The sequence below is a fragment of the Roseomonas indoligenes genome, from assembly GCF_017813365.1.
Classification (GTDB): Bacteria; Pseudomonadota; Alphaproteobacteria; order Acetobacterales; family Acetobacteraceae; genus Roseomonas; species Roseomonas indoligenes.
Genome location: NZ_JAGIZA010000019.1, coordinates 1 through 24051, shown reverse-complemented (window position 1 = coordinate 24051; position 24051 = coordinate 1). Strand labels below are relative to the sequence as shown.

The window sequence follows — 24051 nt, the reverse complement described above, 5'->3', positions numbered from 1 at the left end:
GGAGGCACGGAGCTGACGGTGCGCCTCGGGTCATCGACCCGAGGCGACTGCTGGGGGCAGGGCCCATCAGGCCGCTCCGATTCCTCCGCAGGGCAGTGGGAGCGCGCGGCCCTAGCCCGCCAATCCCAGGGCGACATAGGCCCGGGCCGCCGGCGGCCAAGCTTCCACCACGTCGATTCGCCAGTGCCAGGCCGCGGCGGCCGCCCCTGCGAGGAGGAGGAGGGACGCCGCCCAGGCCAGAGCCGGGGCGCGGCCCCGGCGGGGAAGTGGGGCTGGTGGCGGGGGCGGGGCATGGTCGTCCGGCCGCTCGATGATGGGGAAGGCCGGGAAAGGGGTCGTGTCGGCGCTCGCCGTCGGGGGTGGCGCGGGCGCGTCCTCTGGGGGCGGGGCTGGGGCCGGTGCTTCGGGCCGGGGGGCCCAGGCGGTGCCGCAGCGGGCGCAGCGCACGGTTCGCGCCCCGTCCGGCCGGCTGGCCAGCCGGTCGGCCAGGGCGGGGGGCAGGTCGTACTCGGCGGAGCATTCGGGGCAGGCGACGCGCATGGTGCAGGATGGTCGCCCGGCATGGGTTAAGGCAACGCCTTCGCTCGGGGCCTCCACGCCAGCGCTATCCCTTCCCGCCCCGTCGTGGCATGTCGGGCGCCATGGTGCGCTTCAGCCGGGTCGGGCTGCGCTACCCGGACCCCACCCGTGGCGGGGAGGGCGAGCGGGAGACGCTGCGGGACCTTTCCTTCACCCTGCCGCAAGGGTCCTTCACCTGGCTGACCGGCCCCTCGGGCGCGGGCAAGAGCTCCTTGCTGCGCCTGATGCAGCTTGCCCTGCGGCCGACGCGGGGGGAGGTGGAGGTGCTGGGCGCCCCGCTCTCCCGCGCGCGGCGGGCGGACCTGCCGAAGCTGCGGCGCCGGATCGGGGCGGTGTTCCAGGAGTTCCGGCTGCTGCCCTACCTGACGGCCTTCGACAACGTGGCCCTGCCGCTGCGCCTGGCCGGGCGGGCGGAGGCCAGCCTGCGCCCGGACGTGTCGGAGATGCTGCGCTGGGTGGGGCTGGAGGACCGGGCGGACGCCCTGCCGCAGCAGCTCTCGGGCGGGGAGCAGCAGCGCGTGGCCATCGCCCGCGCCGTGGTCACCCGCCCGGCCCTGCTGGTGGCGGACGAGCCCACGGGCAATCTGGACGCGGTGCAGGCCCGCCGCCTGCTGCTGCTGCTGGCCGAGATGAACCGGCTGGGCGCGACCGTGGTGGTGGCCACCCATTCCCAGGACCTGATCGCCCAGCACCCCGGCCAGGTGATGCGGCTGGAGGGCGGGCGGATGGTCGCGCTCGACCCCTGGCCCTACGCGCCGGTGGAGGAGGTGATGGCGGAAGCGGAGGCGCCCCTGGCCCCGAGCGGCGCGATCGACCTGGAGGCCCCGGAGCCGGAGGCGGGCTGGGTCGAGGAGGTGCCGGAGGACGAACCCGGAGACGACCCGCAGGACGGGGCGCCCGCCCCCCTGTCACCCGATTTCACCCCCGACTTCACCGCGGACCTCGGGAGGCCGGAGGAGGAGCTCGCCCCCCCGCCGCGCCCGCGGCGCAGCATCTGGCCCAGCGCGCGGCCGGAGACCGGGGGCAGCAATGGCTGAGCGCCGCCGCCGGCTGGCGCGGGACCCGCTGGGCCTGCGCCGCGCGCTCTCAGACCGCCTGCTGCCGGGGCTGGTGGCAGCCATGGCGCTGCTGGCGGCCCTGGCCCTGGCCGGCGCGCGCGGGGCGGATCAGCTGGCCGATCGCTGGCAGGCCGGCGCGGCCGCCGCCGTGACGGTGCAGGTGCCCGACCCCAGCCGGGAGAGGATGGCGGCCGCGCTGGAGGTGCTGCGCGCCGATCCCGTGGTGGCGCAGGCCACGGCGGTGAGCCCGGAGCGGGTGGCGGAGCTGCTCCGCCCCTGGCTCGGCGAGGCCCCCGCCCTCATCCTGCCCGGCGTGATCGAGCTGCACTTGGCCGCGGCGCCGGAAGCCCTGCCCCGCCTCTCCGAGCGCCTGTCCGAGGCGGTGCCGGGGGCGGAGCTGGAGGCGCACGGCATCTGGGTGGCCCGCCTCTCCGCCCTGGCCCGCTCCGTCCAGGGCGTCGCGCTCGCGGTCCTGGCCCTGGTGGCCGGGGTGGCCGTGGCCGTGGTGGCGGTGGCAACGCGGGCCGGGTTGGCGGCGCGGCGGGAGGCGATCGGGGTGCTGCACGACCTCGGCGCCACGGATCGTGCCATCGCCGGCCGCTTCGCCCGGCGCGTGGCCATGCTGGCGGGGCTGGGCGCGCTGGCCGGCGCGGCCCTGGCCGTGCCCGCGCTCGCCGCCCTCTCCGGCCTCGCGCTCCCTCTCTCGGGCCAGGAGGTCTCGGCCAATGTGCTGGGGGAATTGCCCTGGCTCATGCTCGCCGCCCTGCCGCCCGCCGCCGCGGCCATCGGCTGGGGCACGGCCCAGGCCACGGTCCGCCGTTGGCTGCGGCGCCTGCCATGAGCGTGACGGCCGCCCGGCCGAAGGGGCGCCGCCTGCCCCTTCTCTCCGCGCTGATGGCGGCGTTCGTCATCGCCGTCTCCGGCGGGTTCCTGTGGTTCCTGCACCGTGCCGCCACGCCCGCGCCGGAGTCCCCGCCCTCGCCCGGCATCGCCGTGCTGACCGGCGGGCCGGACCGGGTGGAGGAAGGGCTGGCCCTGCTGGCGGAGCGGCCGGAGGCGCGGCTTATCGTCTCCGGCGTGGGGCCCGATGCCGGGCTGGCCGACCTCGCGCGCAGCGCCGGCAACCGCGGCGCCGCCATGGATCCCGCGCCCCTGGCCGAGCGCATCGTGCTGGGGCGGGAGGCGACGAGCACCCGCGGCAATGCCCGCGAGATCGCCGCCTGGGCCCACGCTTCCGGCATCCTGGAGATCACCGTCATCACCGCCGGCTTCCACATGCCCCGCGCCCTGCTGGAGCTGCGGCGCGACCTGCCGGAGGCGGTGCTGCACCCCCGCCCCGTCGCCCCTTTCGTAGCCCGCCCCGTGCCGATGGTCCGGGAATACGTGAAGCTGGTCGGGGCGGCGCTGAACCTCTCCGCCCTTCTGGAACGCCCGGGCCGCAGCGGAATCCCCCGATGAGTGATTTTCTCACTGGCCTGCGATCCGCGCTGTTCAACCTGCTCTTCTTCACCTTCACGGCCCTGGCCGTGATCTTCGGCGTGCCGCTGCTGCCCTTCCCGCCCGGTGTGATGCACCGCTTCCTGCGCGGCTGGGCGAAGGGGGTGCTCTGGTTGCTGCGCGTGGTCTGCGGCATCCGCCTGCGCGTGACCGGGGCGGAGAACCTGCCCGTGGACGGCCCCGCCATCATCGCCGCCCAGCACCAGTCCGCCTTCGACACCGTGGTCTGGCACGCCCTGCTGCCCCGCCCCTCCTATGTGATGAAGGAGGAGCTGATGCGGATTCCCGGGTGGGGCGCCATGGCCCGCCATGTCCATTCCATCCCCGTGGACCGCGAGGGCGGCGCGTCCTCCCTCAAGCGCCTGGTGCGCGCGGCGCGCGAGACGGCGGCGCTGGGCTACCAGATCGTCATCTTCCCCGAGGGCACCCGGTCCGCCCCCGGGGAGCGCCAGCCCTGGCAACCCGGCTTCGCCGCCATGGCCGCCGCCACCGCCCTGCCCGTCGTCCCCGTCGCCACCGATTCCGGACGTTTCTGGGGCCGCCGCGCCTTCACCAAGCGCCCGGGTGTCCTCACCGTCGCGGTGCTGCCGCCCATCCCTCCCGGCCTGCCCCGAGCGGAGCTGACGGTGCGGGCCGAGACTGCCGTGGTCGAGGCCTCGGCCCTGCTGGAGCGCGCCACCGGGGGGGCGGACCCCCCCGGGGCGTGATCCGCCGGCAGCCGGGCCCTACTGCCCCTGCCAGACCGGCTTCCGCCGTTCCAGGAAGGCTGCGACACCTTCCTTGAAGTCCGCGCTGGTGAAGGTCAGCGCCACCATGTCGTCCGCGTTGGCGCCGTGCATCGCGGTCTCGCGCAGGCGCTTCAGGGTGGTCTTCGCGGCGCGCAGGGTCAGGGGGGCGTGGCCGGCGATCGTGCGCGCCAGCTCCTCGGCACGGGCGAGGAGGGCTGCCTGGTCGGGCAGCACCTCCGTGACCAATCCCAGCGCCTTCGCCTCCTCCGCCTCCACGAGGCGGGCGGTGAAGATCAGCTCCAGCAACCGGCCGGGGCCGAGCAGGGCGGAGAAGCGCGCGTAGTTGGCGAGGGACAGGGTATTGCCGAGGGTGCGCGCGATGGGCACGCCGAAGCGGAGCGCGGCGGAGCCGATGCGGATGTCGCAGACCCCCGCCACGCCGGCGCCGCCGCCGGTGCAGGCGCCGTGGATGGCGGCGATGACGGGCTTGGGGCAGTCCTCGATGGCGGAGAGGACGCGGCCGATCCGCTCCTCGTAGTCCAGCGCGTGCTGGGCGGTGGTGAAGCTGGTGAACTGGCTGATGTCGGTGCCGGCGGCGAAGGCCTTCTCGCCCCCGCCGGTGATGATCCAGGCACGGATGGCGGGGTCCGCCGCGATCTCGGCGGCCTTGGCGGCCAGCCCCTCATACATGGCGAAGGTGAAGGCGTTCATCGCCTTCGGGCGGTTGAGCGTGGTGAGGAGGATCCCGCCTTCCCGTACCTCGTGGATCAGCTCGTTCTCTTCCATGGCGCTTCACTCCGTTCTGAGGAGCGGGAGGGTGCCCGCTTGGGGCGCGCGGGCAAAGGGGCGGGCGGCGTTGCCCGGCCGTGGGGCGCCGGGCATGGTGCGGCGATGCAGCGCGATGCCGTGCCGGATCCTTCCGACCTCCAGACGCTCATTCCGGCCGTGGCGGCGCGCTACGCCGGCGCCTCGCGCTTCACACGGGAATTCGTGCCCTCCAAGCTCCGGCGCGATCCGGCCACGGCGGCGGTCCTCGGCCTCGCGCGGCGCGCGGGGGGGCTGGGGCACGTGGTGGACCTGGGCTGCGGGCGCGGGCAGCTCGGGATCCTGCTGCTGCTGGGCGGCGGGGCCACCCGCGTCACGGGGCTGGACCTGGACCTGCGCAAGGTCGCGGAGGCGGGGGCGGCGGCGGCGGGATTGCCGGCCGCTTTCTCGGCGGCCGACCTGGTGCGGACCGAGGTGCCGGGGGGCGACACCGTGCTGATGGCGGACGTGCTCTACCAGCTGCCGGGCGGCACGCAGGTGCGGGTGCTGGAGGGCATGGCGCGTGCGGCGCGGCGGCGCGTGGTGATGCGCCTCTTCGATCCCGATCGCGGCTGGCGCAGCGCCTTCGGCATGGCGATGGAGCGCGCCGGCCGTGCCATCCGGCGGGACGGGGCGGCGGTGCAGCCGATGCCCGTGCCGGAGGTGGCGGCGCTGCTCGGGCGTGCCGGATTCCGCTGCACGGTCACGCCCTGCTGGGCGGGCACGCCCCTGCCCAACGTGCTGTTGGTGGCCGAGCGCGGCTGAACCTGACCGCGCGCCGTCAGGGCACCACCACGGCCGCCCCCGCGGCGTAGAGCCGTTCCCGCAGACCCTGCACGGGGCGCAGCAGCACGACCCCTGGCGAGGGTGTTCGCAGCAGCTCCGCGCGCGTCTCGGCGACGGCGGCGAGCGCCGTCTCGTCGTCGGAGAAAACGGCGATGAGCGGTGCGTCGGACGACATGGGCGGTGACATGAGTCCGATTTTCGAGACGAAGCGTGAAGAAAGTGTAAACGGCGTCTCGTGGCGTGAGCGGAAGGGTCTCACGGCCCACGCAACGCGGCGGTGGCGGCCGCGTTCGCCAAGGTGGAAGGACGGGAACGGGCATCACCGTCTTGTCACGGCGTGGCGCCTTGCCGTGTGGCGCGGCTGCCAACACCTTCCGCCCAACGGCGAGCCCACCCGGGCCACCATCGGAGTCCGACTTCCATGCGCGTACCGCTTCCCGGCCGGGACTACTTCCCGCCGCGCGTCCTTCTCCGCGGACCGGCCCGGCCGGTTCCGGCAACCCCGCAGCGCGACGCGCGCGGCGAGTGGCCGTCGCTCGGGCCGGTAATGTCGATGCTGATGCCCGCTTCCCCTCCCACCCCGATGGTCGGGCTGCAGCCGGCCGCGTCCTGAGCGCGTGAACCCGGGAGGCTCCGCCTCCCGAGCCGGGGGAAGAAGGAATTCTTCCCCCAGACCCTCATCATCTTCCTCTTTCGGGCTGCCGCGGATACCGCTGATCGCTGCCGGCGCCGTGACCCATTGGTAGCGCCTGCGGTCCTGTCCCAGGCCGAGGCACTGGAGCCTCGGCGCAGGGTTAGCCTCAGGGCAGAACCGGCCGCGGATCCAGCGACGTGGAGAGCCAGAACAGCCCGAGATGCAGGTGCGGCCCCGTGACGCGCCCCGTGGCGCCGGAGAGGCCGATAACCTGTCCGCGCGCGACGGCATCGCCCTCCCGCAGGTCCAGGCGGGACATGTGGGCATAGAGGGTGGTCACCCCGTGCCCGTGCTCGATCAGCATCGTGTTGCCCGTGAAGTAGAGGTCCTCCGCCAGCGTCACGCGCCCGCCGGCGGCGGCGTGGAGCGGGGTGCCGACGGGCACAGCGATGTCGAGGCCGAGATGCGGCGCGCGGGGTTCCCCGTTCAGGATGCGCTGGCTGCCGTAGACGCCGCTGATGCGGCCTTCCGCCGGCCAGGCGAAGCCCTCCGCGAAGAAGGGCGTCGCGGTGTCGGTGCGGCGGGCGGCGTTCAGGCGCTCCTGCTCCGCGCGGATGCGGGCCAGGGCCTCGGCATCGGGCGTTACCATGCGACCGGGCAGGCCGTTCAGGCGCTGGATGTCCCATTCGCGGGGCGCGACGGCGAAGCCCCGCTCCTCGCGCCTTCCATCGGGCGAGACGATGCCCAGCGTGGCGTGCGCGCCGGCGTCGCGGCCCAGGCCGAAGGCGAAGACGCCCTGCGGCGAGACGCGAACCGACTTGCCCTCGAAGGTCAGGCGCGTGCCGGGATCGGCGCGGCCGGTGACCAATGCACCCTGCGCGATCCGATCCGGCAGCACCACCGCCGCATAGGCCGCGCGGGCGAGGAGGAGCGCTGGGAAAGCGATGGCGGCGCGGCGGGGCAGGGCGGTCATGGCCGCAGCTTCTACAGCAGCGTGTCCTGTGCCGCTGCGGATTTGCCGCGCCGCTTCGCACGATCGTCGGTCACGTTCACGCTGCCGTCGGCGAATTGCAGCAGCAGCTTCTGGCCTGGGGAGACGGCGGCAGCGGCGGTCACGGGCTGGCCGGAAGCGTCGCGCACCAGGGCGAAGCCGCGCTCCAGCAGCGCACCGTAGGAGGCGCCTTCCAGCCGGGCGGCGAGGCCATCCAGCGCCGCCCGCCGCTCCCGCAGGCGGCCCAGCACGAAGGGCGTGGGATCGGGGATGCGGGCCAGGGCCGCGCCGCGCTCCACCACGCGGCGCCGGGCGACGGCATACAGCCGTTCCTCCGCGCGCAGCAGCGCCGCACGCCCCTCCCGCATCCGGCCGCGCAACAGCGGCGCGGGGTCGGGGGCCAGCGCCAGCCGGCGGGATTGGCGGGCCAGCACGGCGCGCGCGGCGCCGCCGATCCGCACGCCGAGAAGATCCAGCGCGCTTCGCTGGCGCGCGATGCTTTCCTGTGGCCGCGGCAGGCGCGCGGCCGTGCTTTCCAGCGCGCGGCGCCTGGTCGCGATCAGCGCGCGCGGCGCCAGCTGCAGCCGGTGGCCGCGATCCTCCAGCCGGTTCCGCCCGGCAGCGACGAGCGCGGGCAGGTCCGGCAGGCCGGAGGAGGCGCGCGCCAGGCGCAGGCGGCCGCGATCGATCACCGAGTGCCCGGCGCGCGCCAGCCGCGTGCCACGCTGCGCCAGCACGGCCATCAGCTCCTCCCGCGCCGGCACGGCGAGCTCGGCGGCGGCGGTGGGCGTGGGCGCGCGGCGGTCGGAGGCAAAGTCGATCAGCGTCGTGTCCGTCTCATGCCCGACGGCGGAGATGAGCGGGATGGGCGAGGCGGCGGCGGCGCGCACCACCGCCTCCTCGTTGAAGGCCATCAGGTCTTCCAGGCTGCCGCCGCCGCGCGCGACGATGACGACATCGGGGCGCGGGATGCGGCCGAGCGGCGAGAGCCCGCCCATGGTGGCGATGGCGGCCGCGACCTGCTCCGCCGCGCCCTGGCCCTGCACCGTGACGGGGATCAGCAGCACGCGGCGCGGGAAGCGGCGGGCGAGGGTGGTGCGGATGTCCTGCAGCACCGCGCCCTTCTCGCTCGTGATCACGCCGACCACCTCCGGCAGGAAGGGCAGGGGGCGCTTGCGCGCCTCCTCGAACAGACCTTCCGCGCCCAGGCGCAGGCGCAGCTTCTCGATCCGCGCCAGCAGCGCGCCTTCCCCCGCATATTCCAGCTTCTCGATCTGCAGCGCGTAGTCGGAGCGCTTGTCGGAGGCGGTGATCTTGCCCGTGGCGATCACCTCCACCCCGTTCTCCGGTTTCACGGCCAGCCTGGAGAGCGCGCCGCGCCAGATGATGGCGCGGATCGTCCCCGCCTCGTCCTTCATGGACAGGTAGGAGTGGCCGGACGGATAGGTCTTGAACTCCGTGATCTCGCCGCGCACGCGGATGCGGCCGAAGGCGCTCTCGAGCGTGCGCTTCACCGCGCCCGAGATCTCGGAAACGCTGTACTCGGGGATGTTGCTCACGGGGGCGTCCATCGCGGGATTATGGCCTTTTCCGCTTGTTCACGCCACGCGGACGGGGGAAACCTTGGCCCGCCTGGTCCCTTGCGTGGGGATAACATATGAGGATCGATGCCCACCATGCCCGCGGATGCCGCCGATATCCCCGTGGAGGAGCAGCTCGCGCGGCTGCGCCGCTACGGCGAGATCCTCAATGATTTCGCGCGCATGGCGGCGGAGACGAGCGATGCGGCGCGGCTGGTCCAGCTGGCCTGCGTGCAGGCCTCCCGCGGGATCGGGATCCAGCACACGAAGGCGCTGCAGCACCGGCCGGATCACGGGGACCTGCTGATCGTGGCGGGGGTGGGCTGGAACCCCGGCGTGGTCGGGCATGTCAGCCTCGGCACCGACCTCGCCTCCCTGCCCGGCCAGGCGCTGCGGACGCGGCTGCCCAACGTGGTGGACGACCTGCCGAACGACCGGGAGTTCCGCTACCCCGCCGTGCTGCGGGACCATGGCATCGTCTCCGCCCTCAACGTGCCCGTGGCGGTGGACGGCGATGTCTGGGGCGTTCTGGAGGTTGACAGCGACGCGCCGCGGAGCTTCGGGCCGGACGACGTGCGGTTCCTGCTTGCCCTCGCCAATACGCTCGGCCTCGCGCTGCGCGGCAGGCTGGGCGCGCAGGACGCCGTGGACGCGGCCGCCGATGCGGCCCGGCAGCTGGCGCAGGAGCGGCTGCTGCGGGGCGAGCTGCAGCACCGCAGCAAGAACGACCTCCAGCTCGTCCTCTCCCTCCTCGTCCTCCAGCGCCGGCGCCTGCCGGAGGGGGAGGCGCGGAAGATCCTGGGTGAGGCGCTGGACCGGGTGGCGGCGATCGGGGTGGCGCACGACCACCTGAACCTGCACGGCGGCACCGGGCAGGTGGATCTGGCGGAGTATCTTCACGCGCTCTGCGGCAACCTCTCCCAGCGGCGGGCGGAGATCGCGGTGGAGACGGCGCTGGAGCCCGTGATGATGCCCCATGCCCGCGCCGTGCCGCTCGGCCTCATCGTGAACGAGCTGGTGACGAACGCGCTGAAGCACGCCTTCCCCGAGGGAGCGTCGGGCATCATCCGCGTGGAGTTCGCCATTCCCCCGGGCGGCGAGGCGCGGCTCTGCGTGCGCGACGACGGGGTGGGGATGGGGCCGATCCGCGCGGGCAGCTCCGGCACGGAGCTGGTGCGGCGGCTGGTGGACCAGGTCGGCGGCAAGATGGCGCGGGCGGAGCAGGCCCGTGGCACGGGGTTCTGCGTGTTCTTCCCGCTGGTGACCTGAGGGGGGCGACGGAAGGGGGCCGCGCGGGCATAACGCCGCCGAAGGCAACGGGGGCTCGGGCTGCGATGAAGGTCCTTCTGGTCGGTGGTGGCGGGCGGGAGCACGCCCTGGCTTGGCGCATCGCGGGAAGCCCGCTTCTCACGAAGCTCTGGGCCGCCCCGGGGAATCCCGGCATCGCCGCCCATGCCGAGTGCGTGGGGATCGGGGTGGAGGACATCCCCGCCCTTGTCGGCTTCGCGCGGGAGAAGGGCGTGGAGCTGGTGGTGGCAGGACCGGAGGTGCCGCTGACGCTGGGCCTGGCCGACGCCTGCGCCGGGGCGGGGATCCCCTGCTTCGGGCCTTCCGCCGCCGCCGCGATGCTGGAGGGTTCCAAGGCCTTCACCAAGGACGTGCTGGATGCCGCCGGCGCCCCCACCGCCGCCTGGAAGCGGTTCGACGACCCGGACGCCGCCCGCGCCTATGTCCGCGCGCAGGGCGCCCCCATCGTGGTGAAGGCGGACGGGCTGGCCGCCGGCAAGGGCGTGGTGGTGGCGGAGACGGTGGAGGAGGCCGAGGCCGCGGTCGCCGACATCATGGAGAGCCGCGTCCACGGCGCGGCGGGCGCCTCCGTGGTGGTCGAGGAGTGCATGACCGGGGAGGAGGCTTCCTTCTTCGCCCTCTGCGACGGGACCCGCGCCGTGCCGATGGCCGCAGCGCAGGACCACAAGCGCGTGGGGGATGGCGATACCGGCCCGAACACCGGCGGCATGGGCGCCTACTCCCCCTCACCCGCCTTCACCGATGCGATGCGGGACGAGGTGATGGCCCGCGTCGTGGAGCCGACGCTCGCCGAGATGGCCCGCCGCGGCGCGCCCTTCCGCGGCGTGCTCTTCGTCGGCCTCATGCTCACCGCCACCGGGCCGCGGGTAATCGAGTTCAACGTCCGCTTCGGTGATCCCGAGTGCCAGGTGCTGATGATGCGCCTGCAATCCGACCTGCTTCCCGCCCTGCTGGCCGCCGCGAGGGGGGACCTCTCCGGCGTCTCGCTGGAGTGGTCCGACGACCCCGCCCTCGTCGTGGTGGTGGCCGCGCGCGGCTATCCCGGCGCCGTGGCGAAGGGCGAGCCGATCAGCGGGCTGGACCGCGCCGCCGCGGTCCCCGGCGCGCGCGTGTTCCACGCGGGCACGGCGCGCGGGGCGGATGGGGCCGTGGTCTCGGCCGGCGGGCGCGTGCTGGGTGTCGCCGCCACCGCCGGAAACCTTCAGGCGGCGCGGGACGCCGCCTATGCCGCGGTGGACGCGCTGGACTGGCCCGGCGGCTTCTGCCGGCGCGACATCGCCCATCGGGCCTTGTGACGGTGGAGGCCACCGCTTCCATCCGCTGCGGCGACGATCTGCGCGGGCGCGTGCCGGGGGATTACCTCTGCCTCGCCGATCCCGTCTGCCAGGGGCCGGTGCACGGGGAGTTTCCCGGGGAATACGTCTCCCGCCGCGCCGCCTTCGTGGCGGGGCATTACGTGCACGACGTGGGCGCGGTGCGGGCGCGGCTGGGCGCGGAGTACCTGGCGCTGCGGGGATTGCCGGAATACGGCCGCATCCTGCTGTGGTTCGAGCACGACCTTTGGGACCAGGCGGTGCTGATCCGCCTTCTGTCGCTGCTCGCGGAATGGCCGAACCTTGCCGGCCGCCTTTTCCTGATGCCCGCCGACGGAGTGCGCCCTTTCGCCCACCTGCCGCAAGCGGAGCTGGAGGCGCTGGTGCCGGAGCCGCTGCCCTGGTCCGCGGTGGAGGCCGGCGCCGAGGCCTGGCGCGCCTTCGCGGCGGAAGACCCGACGGCGCTGGACAGCCTCTCCCGCCGCGCCCTGCCCCTGCCGCATCTGGCCCGCGCCATGCGCCGCCATCTGCAGGACCTGCCCTGGGTCACGGACGGACTGGGGCTGACGGAGCGGCGGGTGATGCAGGCCCTGGCCGCCGGTGCGGGGGATGAGGCCACCCTGCTGCGCGCCCTGGAGGCGGGCGACTCCGTCTTTCCCCTGACCGACCTGATCCTGCGCGATGTGGTGAAACGCCTGTCCACCGGAACGCGCCGCCTAATCGGGCGCGACGCGCCCCATGCCCCCACGCCGCGCGGCGCCGCCATCCTGGCCGGGCAGGCGCGCTACGTGCCCGCTCCGCGCTTCCAGGCCGGGGTGGTGGTGGGCCCCGGCGGCGGCTGGTGGTGGAACCCACGCGCTGCGGGGGTGACGAACCTGCCGCCCGGGCGCGGGGCCATGGGACTCCTGGGATAACCCGCGGGTAGAGGGGTGGGGGCATGGCTGCCATGCCCGCCCCTTCCCCGTGCATCCCCGGCGGGCGCGCCCCAGATGGCCCCGTGATTGCCTGGCTTCCTGCCCGGCCCCTATCCGAGGATGCAGCCTTGCCCACCGACAACGCGGCCAGCCCGCTCTTCCAGCCCACCCGCATCGGCGCCATCGCGCTCGCCAACCGTGTGGCGATGGCCCCCCTGACCCGCAGCCGCGCCCTGGCCGGGGATGTGCCCCGCCCCACCGCAGCCACCTACTACGCCCAGCGCGCCTCCGCCGGCCTCATCATCTCCGAGGCCACGCAGATCTCGCAGCAGGGCAAGGGCTATGCCTGGACACCCGGCATCCACAGCCCGGAGCAGGTGCAGGGCTGGAAGGCCGTGACCTCCGCCGTGCACGCCAAGGGCGGCAAGATCGTCGCCCAGCTCTGGCATGTCGGCCGCATCTCCCACCCCGACCTGCAGCCCGGCCACGCGAAGCCTGTTGCCCCCTCCGCCATCACGCCCAAGGGCCAGGCCTTCACCGAGGCCGGCTTCAAGCCGCATGAGGAGCCGCGCGCGCTGGAGATCGACGAGATCCCCGGCATCGTCGCCACCTACGCCGCCGCCGCCCGCAACGCGCGCGAGGCCGGCTTCGACGGCGTGGAGATCCACGCGGCCAATGGCTACCTGATTGACCAGTTCCTGCGCGACGGCAGCAACAAGCGCACGGACCGCTATGGCGGCAGCATCGAGAACCGCACTCGCCTCATGCTGGAGGTGACCCAGGCCGTGACGGACGCCATCGGCGCCGACCGCACGGGCATCCGCCTCTCCCCAGTGACGCCCGCCAACGACGCCAGTGACAGCGACCCCTTCCCGCTCTTCAAGCGCGCGGTGGAGGCCCTGGCGCCCTTCCACCTGGCCTACCTGCATATGATCGAGGGCGCGACCGGCGGCCCGCGCGACATCGTGCCGGGCTTCGACTACGCGGCCCTGAAGGCGGCCTTCGCCGGCCCCTTCATGCTGAACAACGGCTACGACTTCGCCCTGGCCGACACCGCGCTGCGCGAGGGGCGCGCCGACCTGATCGCCTTCGGGCGGCCCTTCATCGCCAACCCCGACCTGGTGGAGCGCATGAAGGCCGGCGCGCCGCTGGCCACGCCGGACAAGGCGACCTTCTACGGCGGGGACGAGCACGGGTACACGGACTACCCGGCGCTGGCGGCCTGATCCGGCGCTGATGGTCTGTCCCGGGGAGAGGAAGAAGGAATTCTTCCTCTCCCCGGACCTCTCCCCATCATCTTTCTCTTCGAGTTGATCCTGCTTCGCTGACGGTGCGCCTCGGCTCGTGGAGCCGAGGCGACTGCAAGGGCAGGACGGACTCAGATTGCGGAAGGCTGACATATCAAGTCAGTTCCGCGGCAGCCCGATGTAGGTCCAGGAGCCTCAGGCTCCTGGCGGGGGTCCAGGGGGCAGCGCCCCCTGGGTCATCCGCGCTACAGCAGTTCCAACTGCCGCGCCTCCGCCCGCGGCACCGCGAAGGCGCTGCAATCCAACGAGCCGTTCTCCCGCGCGCCGTCCAGGCCCAGGCGCTTCATCGCCACGGCGAAGCGGCGGGCGAGCATGTCGGCATAGGGGCCGGTGCCGGTCTGGCGGGTGCCGAAGCGGGAGTCGTAGGTCTTTCCGGCGCGGGTCTCCCGGACCAGGGCGAGGACGCGGGCGGCGCGGTCGGGCATGTGCGCGTTCAGCCAGTCCTCGAACATCTGGCGGATCTCGAGGGGCAGGCGCAGCAGCACGTAGCCGGCGGCGCGGGCGCCGTGGGCATGGGCGGCTTCCAGGATCTTCTCCAGCTCCGCGTCGTTCACGCCGGGGATCATGGGGGCGGCGAGGACGCCGACGGGGATGCCGGCGCGGTGCAGCTCCAGCATCGCGGCCAGGCGGCGCAGCGGGGTGGCGGCGCGGGGCTCCATGATGCGGGCCAGGCGGTGGTCCAGCGTGGTGACGGAGAGGCAGACCTGCACGAGGTTGCGGGAAGCCATCCGGGTCAGGATGTCCAGGTCGCGCAGCACGCCGGCGGACTTGGTGACGACCGTGACGGGGTGGTTGAAGCGGTCCAGCACTTCCAGCACCTGCCGCGTCAGGCCAAGGGTGCGCTCCACCGGCTGGTAGGGGTCGGTGTTGGCGCCGAGCGCAATGGGACGGGGAGTGTAGCCAGGCTTGCTCAGCTCCTTCTCCAGCAGGCTCGCTACCTCGGGCTTGAACTGGAGGCGGGATTCGAAGTCCAGGCCGGGGGAAAGGCCGATCCAGGCGTGGCTGGGACGGGCGTAGCAGTAGATGCAGCCGTGCTCGCAGCCCCGATAGGGGTTGATGGACCGGTCGAAGCCGAGGTCCGGGCTGTCGTTCCAGGCGAGGGCGGAGCGGGAGGCATCCCGCGTCAGGCTGGTGGCCAGCGGTGGAAGGTCGGCCATTGCCTCGGCCAGGGTGCCCCAGCCATCGTCGAAGGCGTCCGCGCGGGTGCGCTCGAAGCGGTTGGCCGGGTTGGACACGGCGCCGCGGCCGCGCCGCAGGCCCGCCAGGGTGCCGTCACGGCTCGTGTTTCCACGGTTCAGGAGAGGGCTGCCCAGGCTGCCGTCCGGCATGGTGGCCTCCGATCGGGTTCACTGCTTGTTCTCCGTGATTTGGGGTCAGGTGCCCGGGGCCGTCAAGAACATTGAGAGAACGAGTGTGTGAGAATCGCGATGGGCACTGCAAAGCTGGCCCGGGCGCGGCATCGCGGAAATGCAACACGGGGTTTCCGCGGGTGGCCTGACGCAAGGCAAGGCTGGCGTCTCACGGGCGGGTGATCCTACGCTGCGCCGCATGATGGCCTTCGAGGTATCCCAGCGGTCCTTCCTTCTCTCCTCCTTGGGTAGGGGGCCCAGGAGATTCGGGGCGGGATCCAGGCTGGGACGCGGGCCGGGCGGGCGGGCCGCGCTTCTTGCAGCCGCCTTGCTGGCGGGCTGCGCGGCCGGCGAAAGCCGGGGTCAGCCGGCGATGGCGGAGGAGGGGGGGCCGGTGGTGGCGCAGGCCGGCTCCTCTGCCCCGGGGCCCGCACGGCGCGGTGGGCCGCCCCCGGCCGCGGCGCCTGCCCCGGAGCCGCAGGGCGTGTTCGGCGCCTATCTGGCCGGCCGGCTAGCAGCGAATGAGAGCGATGCCGGGGTGGCGGCGGATGCGCTTCTGGCCGCGCTGGGCGCCGAGCCGGACGAGCCGGAGATCCTGACCCGCGCCTTCAACGCCGCCGTGATGGACGGGCGGCCAGAGGCGGTGCGCCTGGCCCGGCGCCTGCCGGAGAGCCAGCTGGCCGCCCTGCTGCTGGCCGGGACCGATGCCCAGGCCGGGCGGTGGGACCGGGCGGAGGCGCGCATCCGCGCCCTGCCACGCCAGGGCAGCGCGCAGATCCTCCAGCCGCTGCTGCTCGCCTGGACCCAGGCGGGGCGCGGCAACCCCGACACGGCCCTGGCCACGCTGCGGCCCTTCACGGAGAGCGGGCCGCTGCGCGGCGTGGCGGCGCTGCACGGGGCGATGATTGCCGATACCGCCAATCGCCCGCGGGATGCGGAGCGGCTGATCCGCATCGCCGTGGCCGAGGCGGACGAGCCGAACATGCGGCTGACCACCATCGCCGCCGGCATCCTGGCGCGCGCGGGGCGGGAGGCGGATGGGGCCCGGCTGTTCGACGCCATGGCCGTGGGTTCCGACGACATCGCGATGACCGCGGGGCCTGCCGCGCGCCGGGCGGCGCTGTCGGGCCGGGCCGTCGCCTCCCCAGTGGAGGGGATGGCGGAGGCGCAGGTGGCATTGGGGGCCGCGCTGCGCGGGCAGGGGGCGCCGGAGCTCTCCCTCATTCTCGCCCGCCTCGCGCTGCGGCTGCGGCCGGGCTTTGCCCCCGCCGGGATCCTGGCAGCCGAAAGCATGGCCGACGAGCGGCACGTGACGGGGGCGCTGACGGTGCTGGAGGGCATTTCCGCCGACGACCCGATGGCGCCCTTCGTCGTGCTGCGCCGGGCTGCGCTGCTCGGCCGGCTCGGCCGGGGCGAGGAGGCCATGGTCCTGCTGCGACGCCTGGCGGAGGCCTATCCGGAGGCGCCGCAGCCGCAGCTGGCCCTGGCCGACATGCTGCGCCGCCAGGGACGGGGGGCCGAGGCCGTGGCGGCCTATGGCACGGCCATCGGGCGGCTGGGACAGCCGGGCCCGGCGGACTGGCCCCTGTTCTTCTCCCGCGCCATGGCGCGGGAGCAGGCCGGGGACTGGGCTGCGGCGGAGGCCGACCTTCGCCAGGCGCTGGCGCTGGCGCCGGACCAGCCCGCGCTGCTCAACCACCTGGCCTATGGCTGGGTGGAGCGCGGCGAGCGGCTGGAGGAAGCCAGGCGGATGCTGGAGCGGGCCGCGGCGGCCCGGCCGGGCGATGGGAACATCGCGGATAGCATGGGCTGGGCGCTGTTCCGCCTGGGCGACCTGAAGGGCGCCATCACCTGGCTGGAGAAGGCGGCCGAACTGGAATCGCGCAACGCCACGATCAACGATCATCTGGGAGACGTGTACTGGGCCGCCGGGCGGCAGGCCGAGGCGCGCTTCCAGTGGCGCCGCGCGCTCGGGCTGGATCCGGAGCCGGGCGAGATGGGGCGTCTTGAGGCGAAGATGCGCGACGGGCTGCCCGCCGCCACCGCGCTGCGCTGATCCTATGTCCTCCATGCTGGTAGAGGGCGGGGCCGGGGTCCTGGCCGAGGATGCGCCCGCCAAGATCAACCTGCACCTGCACGTCACCGGGCGCCGGCCTGACGGCTACCACCTGCTGGACAGCCTTGTGGTCTTCGCCGGCGCCGCGGACCGGGTGACGGCCGCGCCCGGGGAAGGGTTGACCCTGGCCCTCGAAGGGCCGGAGGCGGGCGGGCTGGCGGCGGAGCCGGACAACCTCGTGCTGCGGGCCGCGAGGCTGCTGGCGGAGGCGGCGGGGCGGGACCTGCCGGGGGTGGCGCTGCGGCTGGAGAAGCGGCTGCCCGTCGCTTCCGGCATCGGTGGCGGCTCGGCCGATGCGGCGGCCGCGCTTCGGTTGCTGGACCGGTTCTGGGGCCTGGGGCTGGGCGAGGCGCGGCTGCGGGAACTGGCGTTGCGGCTGGGGGCCGACGTGCCGGTCTGCCTCGCCTCCCGCCCGGCGCTGATGCAGGGGATCGGGGAGGTGCTGGCGCCCGCGCCCGCCCTGCCGGGCTTCGGGCTGGTGCTGGCCAACCCGCGCGTGGCTGTGGCGACGCCGGGCGTCTTCAGGGCACGCCAGGGCGGCTTCTCCTCCCCGGCGGCGCTGCCGGAGGGTTGGACGGACGCGGCAGGGCTGGCGGCAGGCCTCCTGGCCCTGCGGAACGACTTGGAGCCGCCGGCCATCACCCTCTGCCCGCCCGTGGCCGAGGTGCTGGCGGCGCTGCGTGCCCTGCCCGGAGCGCTGATGGCGCGCATGAGCGGGTCCGGCGCGACCTGCTTCGCCCTGTTCCCCGACGCGGAGGCGGCGGCGCAGGCGGCCGGGATGCTGCCGGCGGACTGGTGGCGCTGGGGCGGGGCCGCGCATCACGGATAGGCGCCGGAGGGCTTTACGCGGACCGCGCGGGAGGACATGTTCCGGCCGGCTCCGGTGGGGCGTAGCCAAGCGGTAAGGCAGCGGTTTTTGGTACCGCCATTCCCAGGTTCGAATCCTGGCGCCCCAACCAGCGAATCGGATTCCTGTTTGGATTCAGCATCTTACGTCGGCGATCCAGCCCTTGGAGGCGGCTCGGCGGCCCGTGTCACACATCGATGTCACACAACAGCGTCACACAACGGCCCACGCCGCCCGGCGCCGGCCGCGGCGCCGAACCGTCCACCTTGCCCTGCGGGGCGGCCGCTGGGTCTGGCGGCGGCGGCTGCCCCAGGGCCTGCTGCGGCACTTCGGGGCCGACGATTCCACGTGCGGTTTTCGGGACATCCAGATAGCCCTGGGAACAGGCGACAGGGGGGTGGCGGTGCTTCGTGCCGCCCTTCTCGACGCCGAGTTCGAACGGCTAGTGGCGGTGCAGATGGGCGCGGCGGCAGGGCAGATCGGTACGGTTGGGCAGGCCCTTGCGGCCTTCCGCAACCGCGTTGTCACCTGGAGCGAGGCTGACCGGGCTGCCCGGCCGGCCGGTGTCAGGGGCAGCGATGCCCCGGTGGCGGAGTGGACCGTCGGAGGCGACCTGGGCCGGGACCTCTGGGCCTTCGCGGAACAGCCGGGGGTTCTCGGCCAACCTCTCCCCCTCGGGCTGCTGGCACGCCTCACGGAGGCGCTCGCGCCCGGCTCCGACACCTCGGGCAAGCCCTACGGCGTCGTGGCCGGGGAGCTGGCCTCCGTCCTGGTGGCAGGCTCGGACCACGCGCCGATACGGACGAGCCTGCTTGGGGAGAGCGCCCGGCGTGCGGCTGTCGCCGAGGGACGGGCCCGCTTCTTCGAGAGGGCGCTGCTGGCCAACGACACCGACCTTGCGGAGGAGCACCTGGGGCGGTTCGAGGTCGAGGAGGGCATGACCTTCGAGCCCGCGACACGGCGCATCATGCTTCGGTGCGCGCTCCGGGTGCTGGCCGAAGTCGCGCGCGAGGACGCCCGCCGTGACCGTGGGGTGTACCCGGCGCCCGAGGCCGATCCGGTCATGGCCATGTCCATCCAGAGCGGCAATGCCGGTCGTGCCCCTGGAGTGACGCTCGACACCGGCGTCATGGAGATGGCAGCGACGTGGGTGAGCGACGGCGAGCAGGGGGTGGTGCAACCGTCAGCGCCTATGGAGGCGGACCATTCTGCAGTTGCACCCCGCTTCATGGAGATGTCTGCGGCCGCCATCGCCTCGATTGAAGCCCGCCCAGCCGACCAAGTCGGCGCGAAGCAGATCCGCGACTACAACGTGGCCAGGCGCCTCTTCGGTGAACTTTGTGGCGACCTTGAGATCAACGCCATAACGAGAAAAACCTGCCAGAACTTCGTGGCGGAGCTAAGCCGTGTTCCAAGCCAGCACGGCAAAGGCGAGCGGTACCGGAACATGACTGCCCGGGAGGCCATCCTTGCGGCGGACGAGGACGACGCGATGTCGTCGTGCACCGCAGTTGCCAACGGAACTGAACCAGATGATGCCCCGCGGGTCCCGCGTATGGCACCAGCCACGATCAACAAGCACCTTACCAGCCTCCAGACCCTGGTTGGCGAGCAGCTTGTTGTTAACGGGAAAGGTCTCACGCCCTTCGTGGCAGTCAGGTTCACCAAGGGTTACGTCAAGGCCAACGCCACCTTTGACCGCAAGCAGCTTGAGGATGATCGCCTCTCCGCCATCTTCCACGGGCCGGTCTTCAGCGGCTTCGGCGACGATGTCGAGAAGCGCTACATCGCGGGAACCAACTTGGTCCGCGATGCTCGCTACTGGGTCCCACTGGTTGCGCTCTATGGAGGGCAGCGCCTGGAGGAACTCCTCGAGCTCCGGCCTGACGACGTGGTGAGGGAGGATGGCGTCGACATCATGTCGATCGGGGCCATCCATGATCGCAGGCGCGCACGCGTGAAGACCCCGAGCAGCGTGCGGAGAATTCCCGTTCACGGTGCCCTGAAGCAGCTTGGGTTCCTCGACTACGTCCGGCAGATGCGACAAGGCGGGTCCCGGCTACTCTTTCCATGTTTCAGGCGAGCCGGGCCCGACAAGCGCTACGGGCACGGCTTCACTCAGTGGTGGACGGAGTACCGTCGCGCCGTGGGCGCCTACAAGGAGGGCCAGGACTTCCACTCCATGCGCCACGGCGTGAACACGCGGCTTCTTGCCGCCAAGGTTCCTGAAACGATCATCCGGACGCTACTCGGCCATAGTCAGGGGAACAGCATGACAGGAGGAACGTACAACAGCGGCCTATCCAACGCGGAACTCGCCAGCGCGATGGAAATGCTTCGGTACCCCGAATTGGATCTGAAGCTGCTGAATGACCGCGCTGCGCTCCCTCAGATCCGATCACAGATATCGACCCATACATGACTTTGAGGTTCAGTGATGCTAGGTCGGGTTCGGAGACAGCAGCAGAAGTTACTCCGCCCTCGGTGCCGTCGGCTGCTTCGCTCTTGGGCAAGACGCAGACCTCCGAAACACCCAGTTCTAAGTGTACGGTCCCGGGGTGTGGTTTGACGGATCAAGCCTGAAGCGTTTGGGCTCCTTCGTCCATGTTTGGTGGATGAACTCACTGAGTGTGAGGCCGCGCAGGGTCTTGAGCCGACGGGCATGGCTGTAGGCATTGACGAAGAGCTGGAGGTGGGACCGCAGCTGCTCGTGGGTGTCGTAGTGGTAGCGCTTGCCGATGCGTCCTTGATGGTGCGGTTCAGCCGCTTAACCTGGCCGTTGGTCCAAGGGTGATCCTTCTTGGTCAGCCGGTGATCGATGCCGTGTTGGCGGCAGACACGGTCGAAGATGTGCTCTGTGTCCCAGATGTCCTGCTTGCGCGGGGTGAACTGCACGCCGTTGTCGGTCAGCACGGTGTGGATGCGGTAGGGGATGGCTGCGATCAGCTCGCGCAGGAACTGGGCAGCCTCCATTTTACCCGCGCTCGGGACGAGGCGGACGAAGGCGAACTTGCTGGTGCAGTCGATGGCCACAAGGAGGCGCAGCTTGCCCTCCTCGGTGCTGACCTCGGCCAGGTCAATGTGGAAGTAGCCGATGGGATAGGTGGCAAAGCGCTGCCGGGCCGGCTTGTCCCCGCCGACCTGGGGCAGGCGGCTGATGCCGTGCCGCTCCAGGCAGCGGTGCAGGGTCGAGCGCGTCAGATGTGGGATCGTGGGCTGGAGGGCGTAGAGGCAGTCGTCCAGCGGCAGCAGGGTGTGCCGGCGGAAGGCGACGATGATGGCCTCCTGCTCGGCTGTCAGTACGGTGGAGCGGGGCTCCTTTGGCCCCATGGGAGCATCGGCCGTCGTGACCCGCTTGCGCCATTTCTGGACCGTGGTGGGCTTGACACCGAAGCGCCGGGCCAGGGTCCTTACGCTCTCTTGTTGTAGCTGGATCGCGCGACGAACCGCCTCCGTCGTGCGAGCGCATCCGTGAAGAACTTGGCCCATAGCGCGTCCCGCGCAGCATGGTGGTCAAGCGTACCACCACACCCCGGGACCAAACATCTAGTATGGCAGATTGCGGAAAGCATTGTAGCCGAACTGGCGAAGCGACGGCTGACGCCCCGCCAGGAGATGTTGTTCCCCACAAAACAAGTCAGCCCATTTTAAAAAAGTATGCCCAAACGAAAATGAGTTTGCCCAAAATCCCCGACGTCCTCGACTTTTCGCAGGGGCAGCCCGGCAAGGGTCCACAGGTCCCTGGCCCTACAGACCCGATCCGTACTGTTCTCTGCATCCCGCCGAGGATGTGACGCCCGGAAAACCCCGGCGCACTTTACCTCTCTGGGATCTTGGGCCTTGTATCGCCGCCCTACCTGTACGCGGCCCCTAACGAGGCAGCCGCACATCATCTAGGACGGAGACGATCTCCCCTGGGGAGGCATCCCGGAACGTCTTGTCGGTCACCGCCGGGCAGAGGCCCCCGGTGAAGGGAGCGAGGTCCGTGTCGGACATGGTCACCGCGCCCCGTAGTGCGGCTTCACGTGATCGGCGTAGTAGGAACCCTTTGGGGCTGCGGCGAGGAAGGCCCGGTAGACCGCCTCGGGGACCCTATAGTGGGAGTAGGCGTCGCCGCCGGAGGTGAACCAGACGTCCAGGCGACGAGTTGCGGCGTCGTACTCGATCCGGCTGATCGCCGAGGAACTGACGTAGGGCATCGGTCCTCCGATTCGTCAGAAATCGTACCATTTCACGTAGTCGGAGCACATGGCTGGGGCGAGTGATCGAGGATTGGCTTTCCGCCTATGTATGCCTCGCTCCTTGTCCTAGTCGGCCCCTCACCTCCGTACACCATGGGAGGCTTCCTCCTCGTCCTGGACCGGACCTTCTACGGCCGCAAATTGTCCGGGTATCCGACGACAGACCAGAGATCCTGCGACCAGTTCTGCCGCCAGCTCCGAGACTGAGGGGCAAACCCAGGATTCCTGCGCCTAGCGGCATGGCCGAAAGGCCGGATCTTCTATATGTGGTGTGTTGACTCCATTTGTTCTCCTACATATGGTGCCCGTTACACTGGTATAGAAAATCGAGAGCGGTCCAAAATGTCACTCTCCAAGGGCATCCATCGCCAACGCCAGCTCCCAGATGCCCAACTGGGTGCGTTGTGGGACTCCATCATCCTAGAGGACGGCCTCAAGGACAGACTGCTGTCCCAGGCGATGCTCAACTTCACCCTGCGGGGAAAGGTCGACCGTAGTGTCGTGCCCCTGCATGGCGTGATCCTTCTTGTCGGCGCGCCCGGCACCGGGAAGACCTCCCTGGCCAAGGGGCTTGCGCACCGGACCGCACAGGCATTCCGGGGCGCGAAGTTCCAGCTTCTCGAGGTTGAACCGCACGGCCTGACCAGCAATGCCATGGGCAAGACCCAGAGGGCCGTCTCGGAGCTGTTCTCCCAGACCATCGTGGAGGCAGCAGCCAGCGGTCCGACGATCGTGCTGCTCGACGAGGTGGAAACGCTAGCCGCCGATCGCTCCCGGATGAGCATGGAGGCGAATCCGATCGACGCCCATCGCGCGACGGATGCGGTCCTGGTGCAGCTGGACATCCTGGCGGAGCAGAATCCGAACATCCTCTTCGTGGCGACCAGCAATTTCCCCGAGGCCGTCGATGCGGCGTTCACCTCACGCTGCGATCTCGTGGTGAAGGTCCCCCTGCCGGACCGGGATGCCTGCGCCCGCATCCTTGAGGACTGTCTGACCGGACTTGGCCGAACCTATGGCCCGATCGGACGCCTGCCCTCACAGCCTGGGTTCAGTGCCTGCGCCGAGGCCTGCGTCGGCCTGGATGGACGCGCCATTCGTAAGATGGTCGCGAACGCCCTGGCGAGCAGCAAGGGGACGGCGATGGATCCCGAACGGCTCACCCTCGACGACATCCTCGCCGCGGCGAAGGCCGCCCGTAGCGTTCGGGTCAGGAAGGAGGACGGCAAGTGAGTACCGTCGCCAGCAGAACCTTCCGCAGCACGCCGTACCGAGATGCCCACCAGACCTGGATGGCGATCGTCGACCTCCTGGTGCAGGGCAGGACCGAAGGGGCGAGAGGGGAACTGCTCGCCGTCGCAGGGATAGCGGCCAGCGTCATCTCCGATCAGGCACCGGCCCAGGCGCCGATCGTCGTCACCTGCGATGGTCCACGGACCCGCATCCACTGCCTCTACGACGAAGATGCCCTGGATGATTCGGATGCCAACGAGACGGCCCTTGGCTTCGATCCCCTGAAGGGTGACTGGCGTGTATCGCTGCCCTGCCCCGCCGAGGATCTCGAATGGGTCCGACGCGCGCTGGCGAAGCACGGCACCAGGATCACGGCTCGGACGCCCGGAGAGGAGGTGGAGACCTCGCGGTCCGGCAACTCCGGCGGTTCCAGCGCTACGGTCCTCGAACTCGATCCGAAGGGGTTTCTCGGGTCATGACAACGGTCGTCGTCAATTCTTATACGCATTCAGTCGCCTATGTGGCGGACAACATACTCAAGAGCCTTAAGGACATCATCAGGCTCAGCGGACTGGATCCGGCAAAGTTCGTCGACCAGTGGGAGTCGAACACCAGGGCATTGAAGACCTGGCTGGAAACAGGTTGTGGATCGGCGTGGAATAGGGACCCTGTTGGAGGGGTGATCGGCGTCCAAACGGGACCCCTCTGACGGCGGGGTTCACGGTGGTTCCCGGGATGATCGGGAGCCTGGGTCGGGATGCTGGTC

At 71.7% G+C, this 24051-nt stretch carries 23 protein-coding genes, 1 tRNA gene and 1 pseudogene; 17 read left to right on the top strand and 8 right to left on the bottom strand.

Translation table 11 applies throughout. The features are described from left to right. Positions 1–111: 111 nt before the first annotated feature. The gene (locus J5Y10_RS22715; protein ID WP_209376411.1) at positions 112–540 is read right to left on the bottom strand and encodes a zinc-ribbon domain-containing protein; all 429 of its coding nucleotides are present in this window, start codon (positions 538–540) and stop codon (positions 112–114) included. Positions 541–641: 101 nt separating this feature from the next. Between J5Y10_RS22715 and J5Y10_RS22710 the strand changes: the two genes are divergently transcribed. From J5Y10_RS22710 to J5Y10_RS22695, 4 genes are read left to right on the top strand one after another with little or no spacing between them, the layout of a single operon-like run. Then, positions 642–1616 (top strand): cell division ATP-binding protein FtsE, encoded by a 975-nt coding sequence (locus J5Y10_RS22710; protein ID WP_209376410.1) that lies wholly within the window; start codon positions 642–644, stop codon positions 1614–1616. After that, on the top strand, positions 1609–2478 hold the full coding sequence (locus J5Y10_RS22705) for a cell division protein FtsX (RefSeq protein ID WP_209376409.1): 870 nt from the start codon (positions 1609–1611) through the stop codon (positions 2476–2478). The genes J5Y10_RS22710 and J5Y10_RS22705 overlap by 8 nt, the downstream gene beginning before the upstream one ends. Then, the gene (locus tag J5Y10_RS22700) at positions 2475–3095 is read left to right on the top strand and encodes a YdcF family protein (protein WP_209376408.1); all 621 of its coding nucleotides are present in this window, start codon (positions 2475–2477) and stop codon (positions 3093–3095) included. The genes J5Y10_RS22705 and J5Y10_RS22700 overlap by 4 nt, the downstream gene beginning before the upstream one ends. Continuing rightward, entirely contained in the window at positions 3092–3841 is a 750-nt protein-coding gene (locus J5Y10_RS22695; RefSeq protein WP_209376407.1) for a lysophospholipid acyltransferase family protein, read from the top strand. Before J5Y10_RS22700 ends, J5Y10_RS22695 begins: the two co-directional genes overlap by 4 nt. Before the next feature lie 18 nt (positions 3842–3859). Here J5Y10_RS22695 and J5Y10_RS22690 read toward each other — a convergent pair whose 3' ends face one another. After that, complete coding sequence (locus J5Y10_RS22690; protein ID WP_209376406.1) at positions 3860–4648, bottom strand: enoyl-CoA hydratase; 789 nt, start codon at positions 4646–4648, stop codon at positions 3860–3862. Between the two features lie 105 nt (positions 4649–4753). On the opposite strand from J5Y10_RS22690, the gene J5Y10_RS22685 reads away from it, so the two are divergent. Further along, a complete protein-coding gene (locus J5Y10_RS22685; protein WP_209376405.1) occupies positions 4754–5431 on the top strand; it encodes a methyltransferase domain-containing protein in 678 nt (225 codons plus the stop codon). 16 nt (positions 5432–5447) lie between these two features. Here J5Y10_RS22685 and J5Y10_RS22680 read toward each other — a convergent pair whose 3' ends face one another. Further along, positions 5448–5639: a hypothetical protein gene (locus J5Y10_RS22680; RefSeq protein ID WP_209376404.1), complete on the bottom strand. Its 192-nt coding sequence runs from the start codon at positions 5637–5639 to the stop codon at positions 5448–5450. 234 nt (positions 5640–5873) lie between these two features. Between J5Y10_RS22680 and J5Y10_RS22675 the strand changes: the two genes are divergently transcribed. After that, complete coding sequence (locus J5Y10_RS22675) at positions 5874–6065, top strand: hypothetical protein (protein ID WP_209376403.1); 192 nt, start codon at positions 5874–5876, stop codon at positions 6063–6065. Between the two features lie 187 nt (positions 6066–6252). Here the strand turns inward: J5Y10_RS22675 and J5Y10_RS22670 are convergent, their stop codons facing one another. Together J5Y10_RS22670 and xseA are read right to left on the bottom strand one after the other, a co-directional pair. Further along, positions 6253–7059, bottom strand: coding sequence for a M23 family metallopeptidase (locus J5Y10_RS22670; RefSeq protein ID WP_209376402.1), 807 nt, complete (start codon positions 7057–7059; stop codon positions 6253–6255). 11 nt (positions 7060–7070) lie between these two features. Beyond that, positions 7071–8648, bottom strand: a complete 1578-nt coding sequence (gene xseA / locus J5Y10_RS22665; protein WP_209376401.1) for an exodeoxyribonuclease VII large subunit — start codon at positions 8646–8648, stop codon at positions 7071–7073. Positions 8649–8744: 96 nt separating this feature from the next. Here xseA and J5Y10_RS22660 point away from each other — a divergent pair, with 96 nt between their 5' ends. From J5Y10_RS22660 to J5Y10_RS22645, 4 genes are all read left to right on the top strand, one after another. Then, a complete protein-coding gene (locus J5Y10_RS22660; protein WP_209376400.1) occupies positions 8745–9926 on the top strand; it encodes a sensor histidine kinase in 1182 nt (393 codons plus the stop codon). A gap of 65 nt (positions 9927–9991) precedes the next feature. Then, positions 9992–11260 (top strand): phosphoribosylamine--glycine ligase, encoded by a 1269-nt coding sequence (purD, locus tag J5Y10_RS22655; RefSeq protein WP_209376399.1) that lies wholly within the window; start codon positions 9992–9994, stop codon positions 11258–11260. Positions 11261–11262: 2 nt separating this feature from the next. Next, entirely contained in the window at positions 11263–12192 is a 930-nt protein-coding gene (locus J5Y10_RS22650) for a hypothetical protein (RefSeq protein WP_209376398.1), read from the top strand. Between the two features lie 128 nt (positions 12193–12320). Next, positions 12321–13418 (top strand): alkene reductase, encoded by a 1098-nt coding sequence (locus J5Y10_RS22645; protein WP_245214989.1) that lies wholly within the window; start codon positions 12321–12323, stop codon positions 13416–13418. A 266-nt stretch (positions 13419–13684) separates the two neighbouring features. Here J5Y10_RS22645 and J5Y10_RS22640 read toward each other — a convergent pair whose 3' ends face one another. Further along, on the bottom strand, positions 13685–14827 hold the full coding sequence (locus tag J5Y10_RS22640) for a PA0069 family radical SAM protein (RefSeq protein WP_209376397.1): 1143 nt from the start codon (positions 14825–14827) through the stop codon (positions 13685–13687). A gap of 394 nt (positions 14828–15221) precedes the next feature. Between J5Y10_RS22640 and J5Y10_RS28585 the strand changes: the two genes are divergently transcribed. From J5Y10_RS28585 to J5Y10_RS28810, 4 genes are all read left to right on the top strand, one after another. Next, positions 15222–16904 carry a tetratricopeptide repeat protein gene (locus J5Y10_RS28585; RefSeq protein ID WP_209376396.1) on the top strand — a complete coding sequence of 561 codons (1683 nt, stop codon included), beginning with the start codon at positions 15222–15224 and terminating at the stop codon, positions 16902–16904. A 13-nt stretch (positions 16905–16917) separates the two neighbouring features. Beyond that, positions 16918–17793, top strand: a complete 876-nt coding sequence (locus J5Y10_RS22630) for a 4-(cytidine 5'-diphospho)-2-C-methyl-D-erythritol kinase (RefSeq protein WP_432761263.1) — start codon at positions 16918–16920, stop codon at positions 17791–17793. Between the two features lie 55 nt (positions 17794–17848). Continuing rightward, positions 17849–17923: transfer RNA gene (locus J5Y10_RS22625), tRNA-Gln, on the top strand. 72 nt (positions 17924–17995) lie between these two features. Then, entirely contained in the window at positions 17996–20233 is a 2238-nt protein-coding gene (locus J5Y10_RS28810; protein ID WP_342452997.1) for a site-specific integrase, read from the top strand. Positions 20234–20350: 117 nt separating this feature from the next. Here the strand turns inward: J5Y10_RS28810 and J5Y10_RS22615 are convergent. After that, positions 20351–21300 (bottom strand): annotated as a pseudogene (locus J5Y10_RS22615) (IS481 family transposase). A gap of 509 nt (positions 21301–21809) precedes the next feature. Beyond that, positions 21810–22010: a KTSC domain-containing protein gene (locus tag J5Y10_RS22610; protein WP_209376393.1), complete on the bottom strand. Its 201-nt coding sequence runs from the start codon at positions 22008–22010 to the stop codon at positions 21810–21812. Between the two features lie 384 nt (positions 22011–22394). On the opposite strand from J5Y10_RS22610, the gene J5Y10_RS22605 reads away from it, so the two are divergent. The 3 genes from J5Y10_RS22605 to J5Y10_RS22595 are packed head-to-tail and all read left to right on the top strand — an operon-like array spanning position 22395 to position 23994. Further along, the gene (locus tag J5Y10_RS22605) at positions 22395–23285 is read left to right on the top strand and encodes an AAA family ATPase (protein ID WP_209376392.1); all 891 of its coding nucleotides are present in this window, start codon (positions 22395–22397) and stop codon (positions 23283–23285) included. Continuing rightward, a complete protein-coding gene (locus tag J5Y10_RS22600) occupies positions 23282–23764 on the top strand; it encodes a hypothetical protein (protein ID WP_245214988.1) in 483 nt (160 codons plus the stop codon). Before J5Y10_RS22605 ends, J5Y10_RS22600 begins: the two co-directional genes overlap by 4 nt. Beyond that, entirely contained in the window at positions 23761–23994 is a 234-nt protein-coding gene (locus J5Y10_RS22595; protein WP_209376391.1) for a hypothetical protein, read from the top strand. Before J5Y10_RS22600 ends, J5Y10_RS22595 begins: the two co-directional genes overlap by 4 nt. Positions 23995–24051 lie beyond the last annotated feature (57 nt).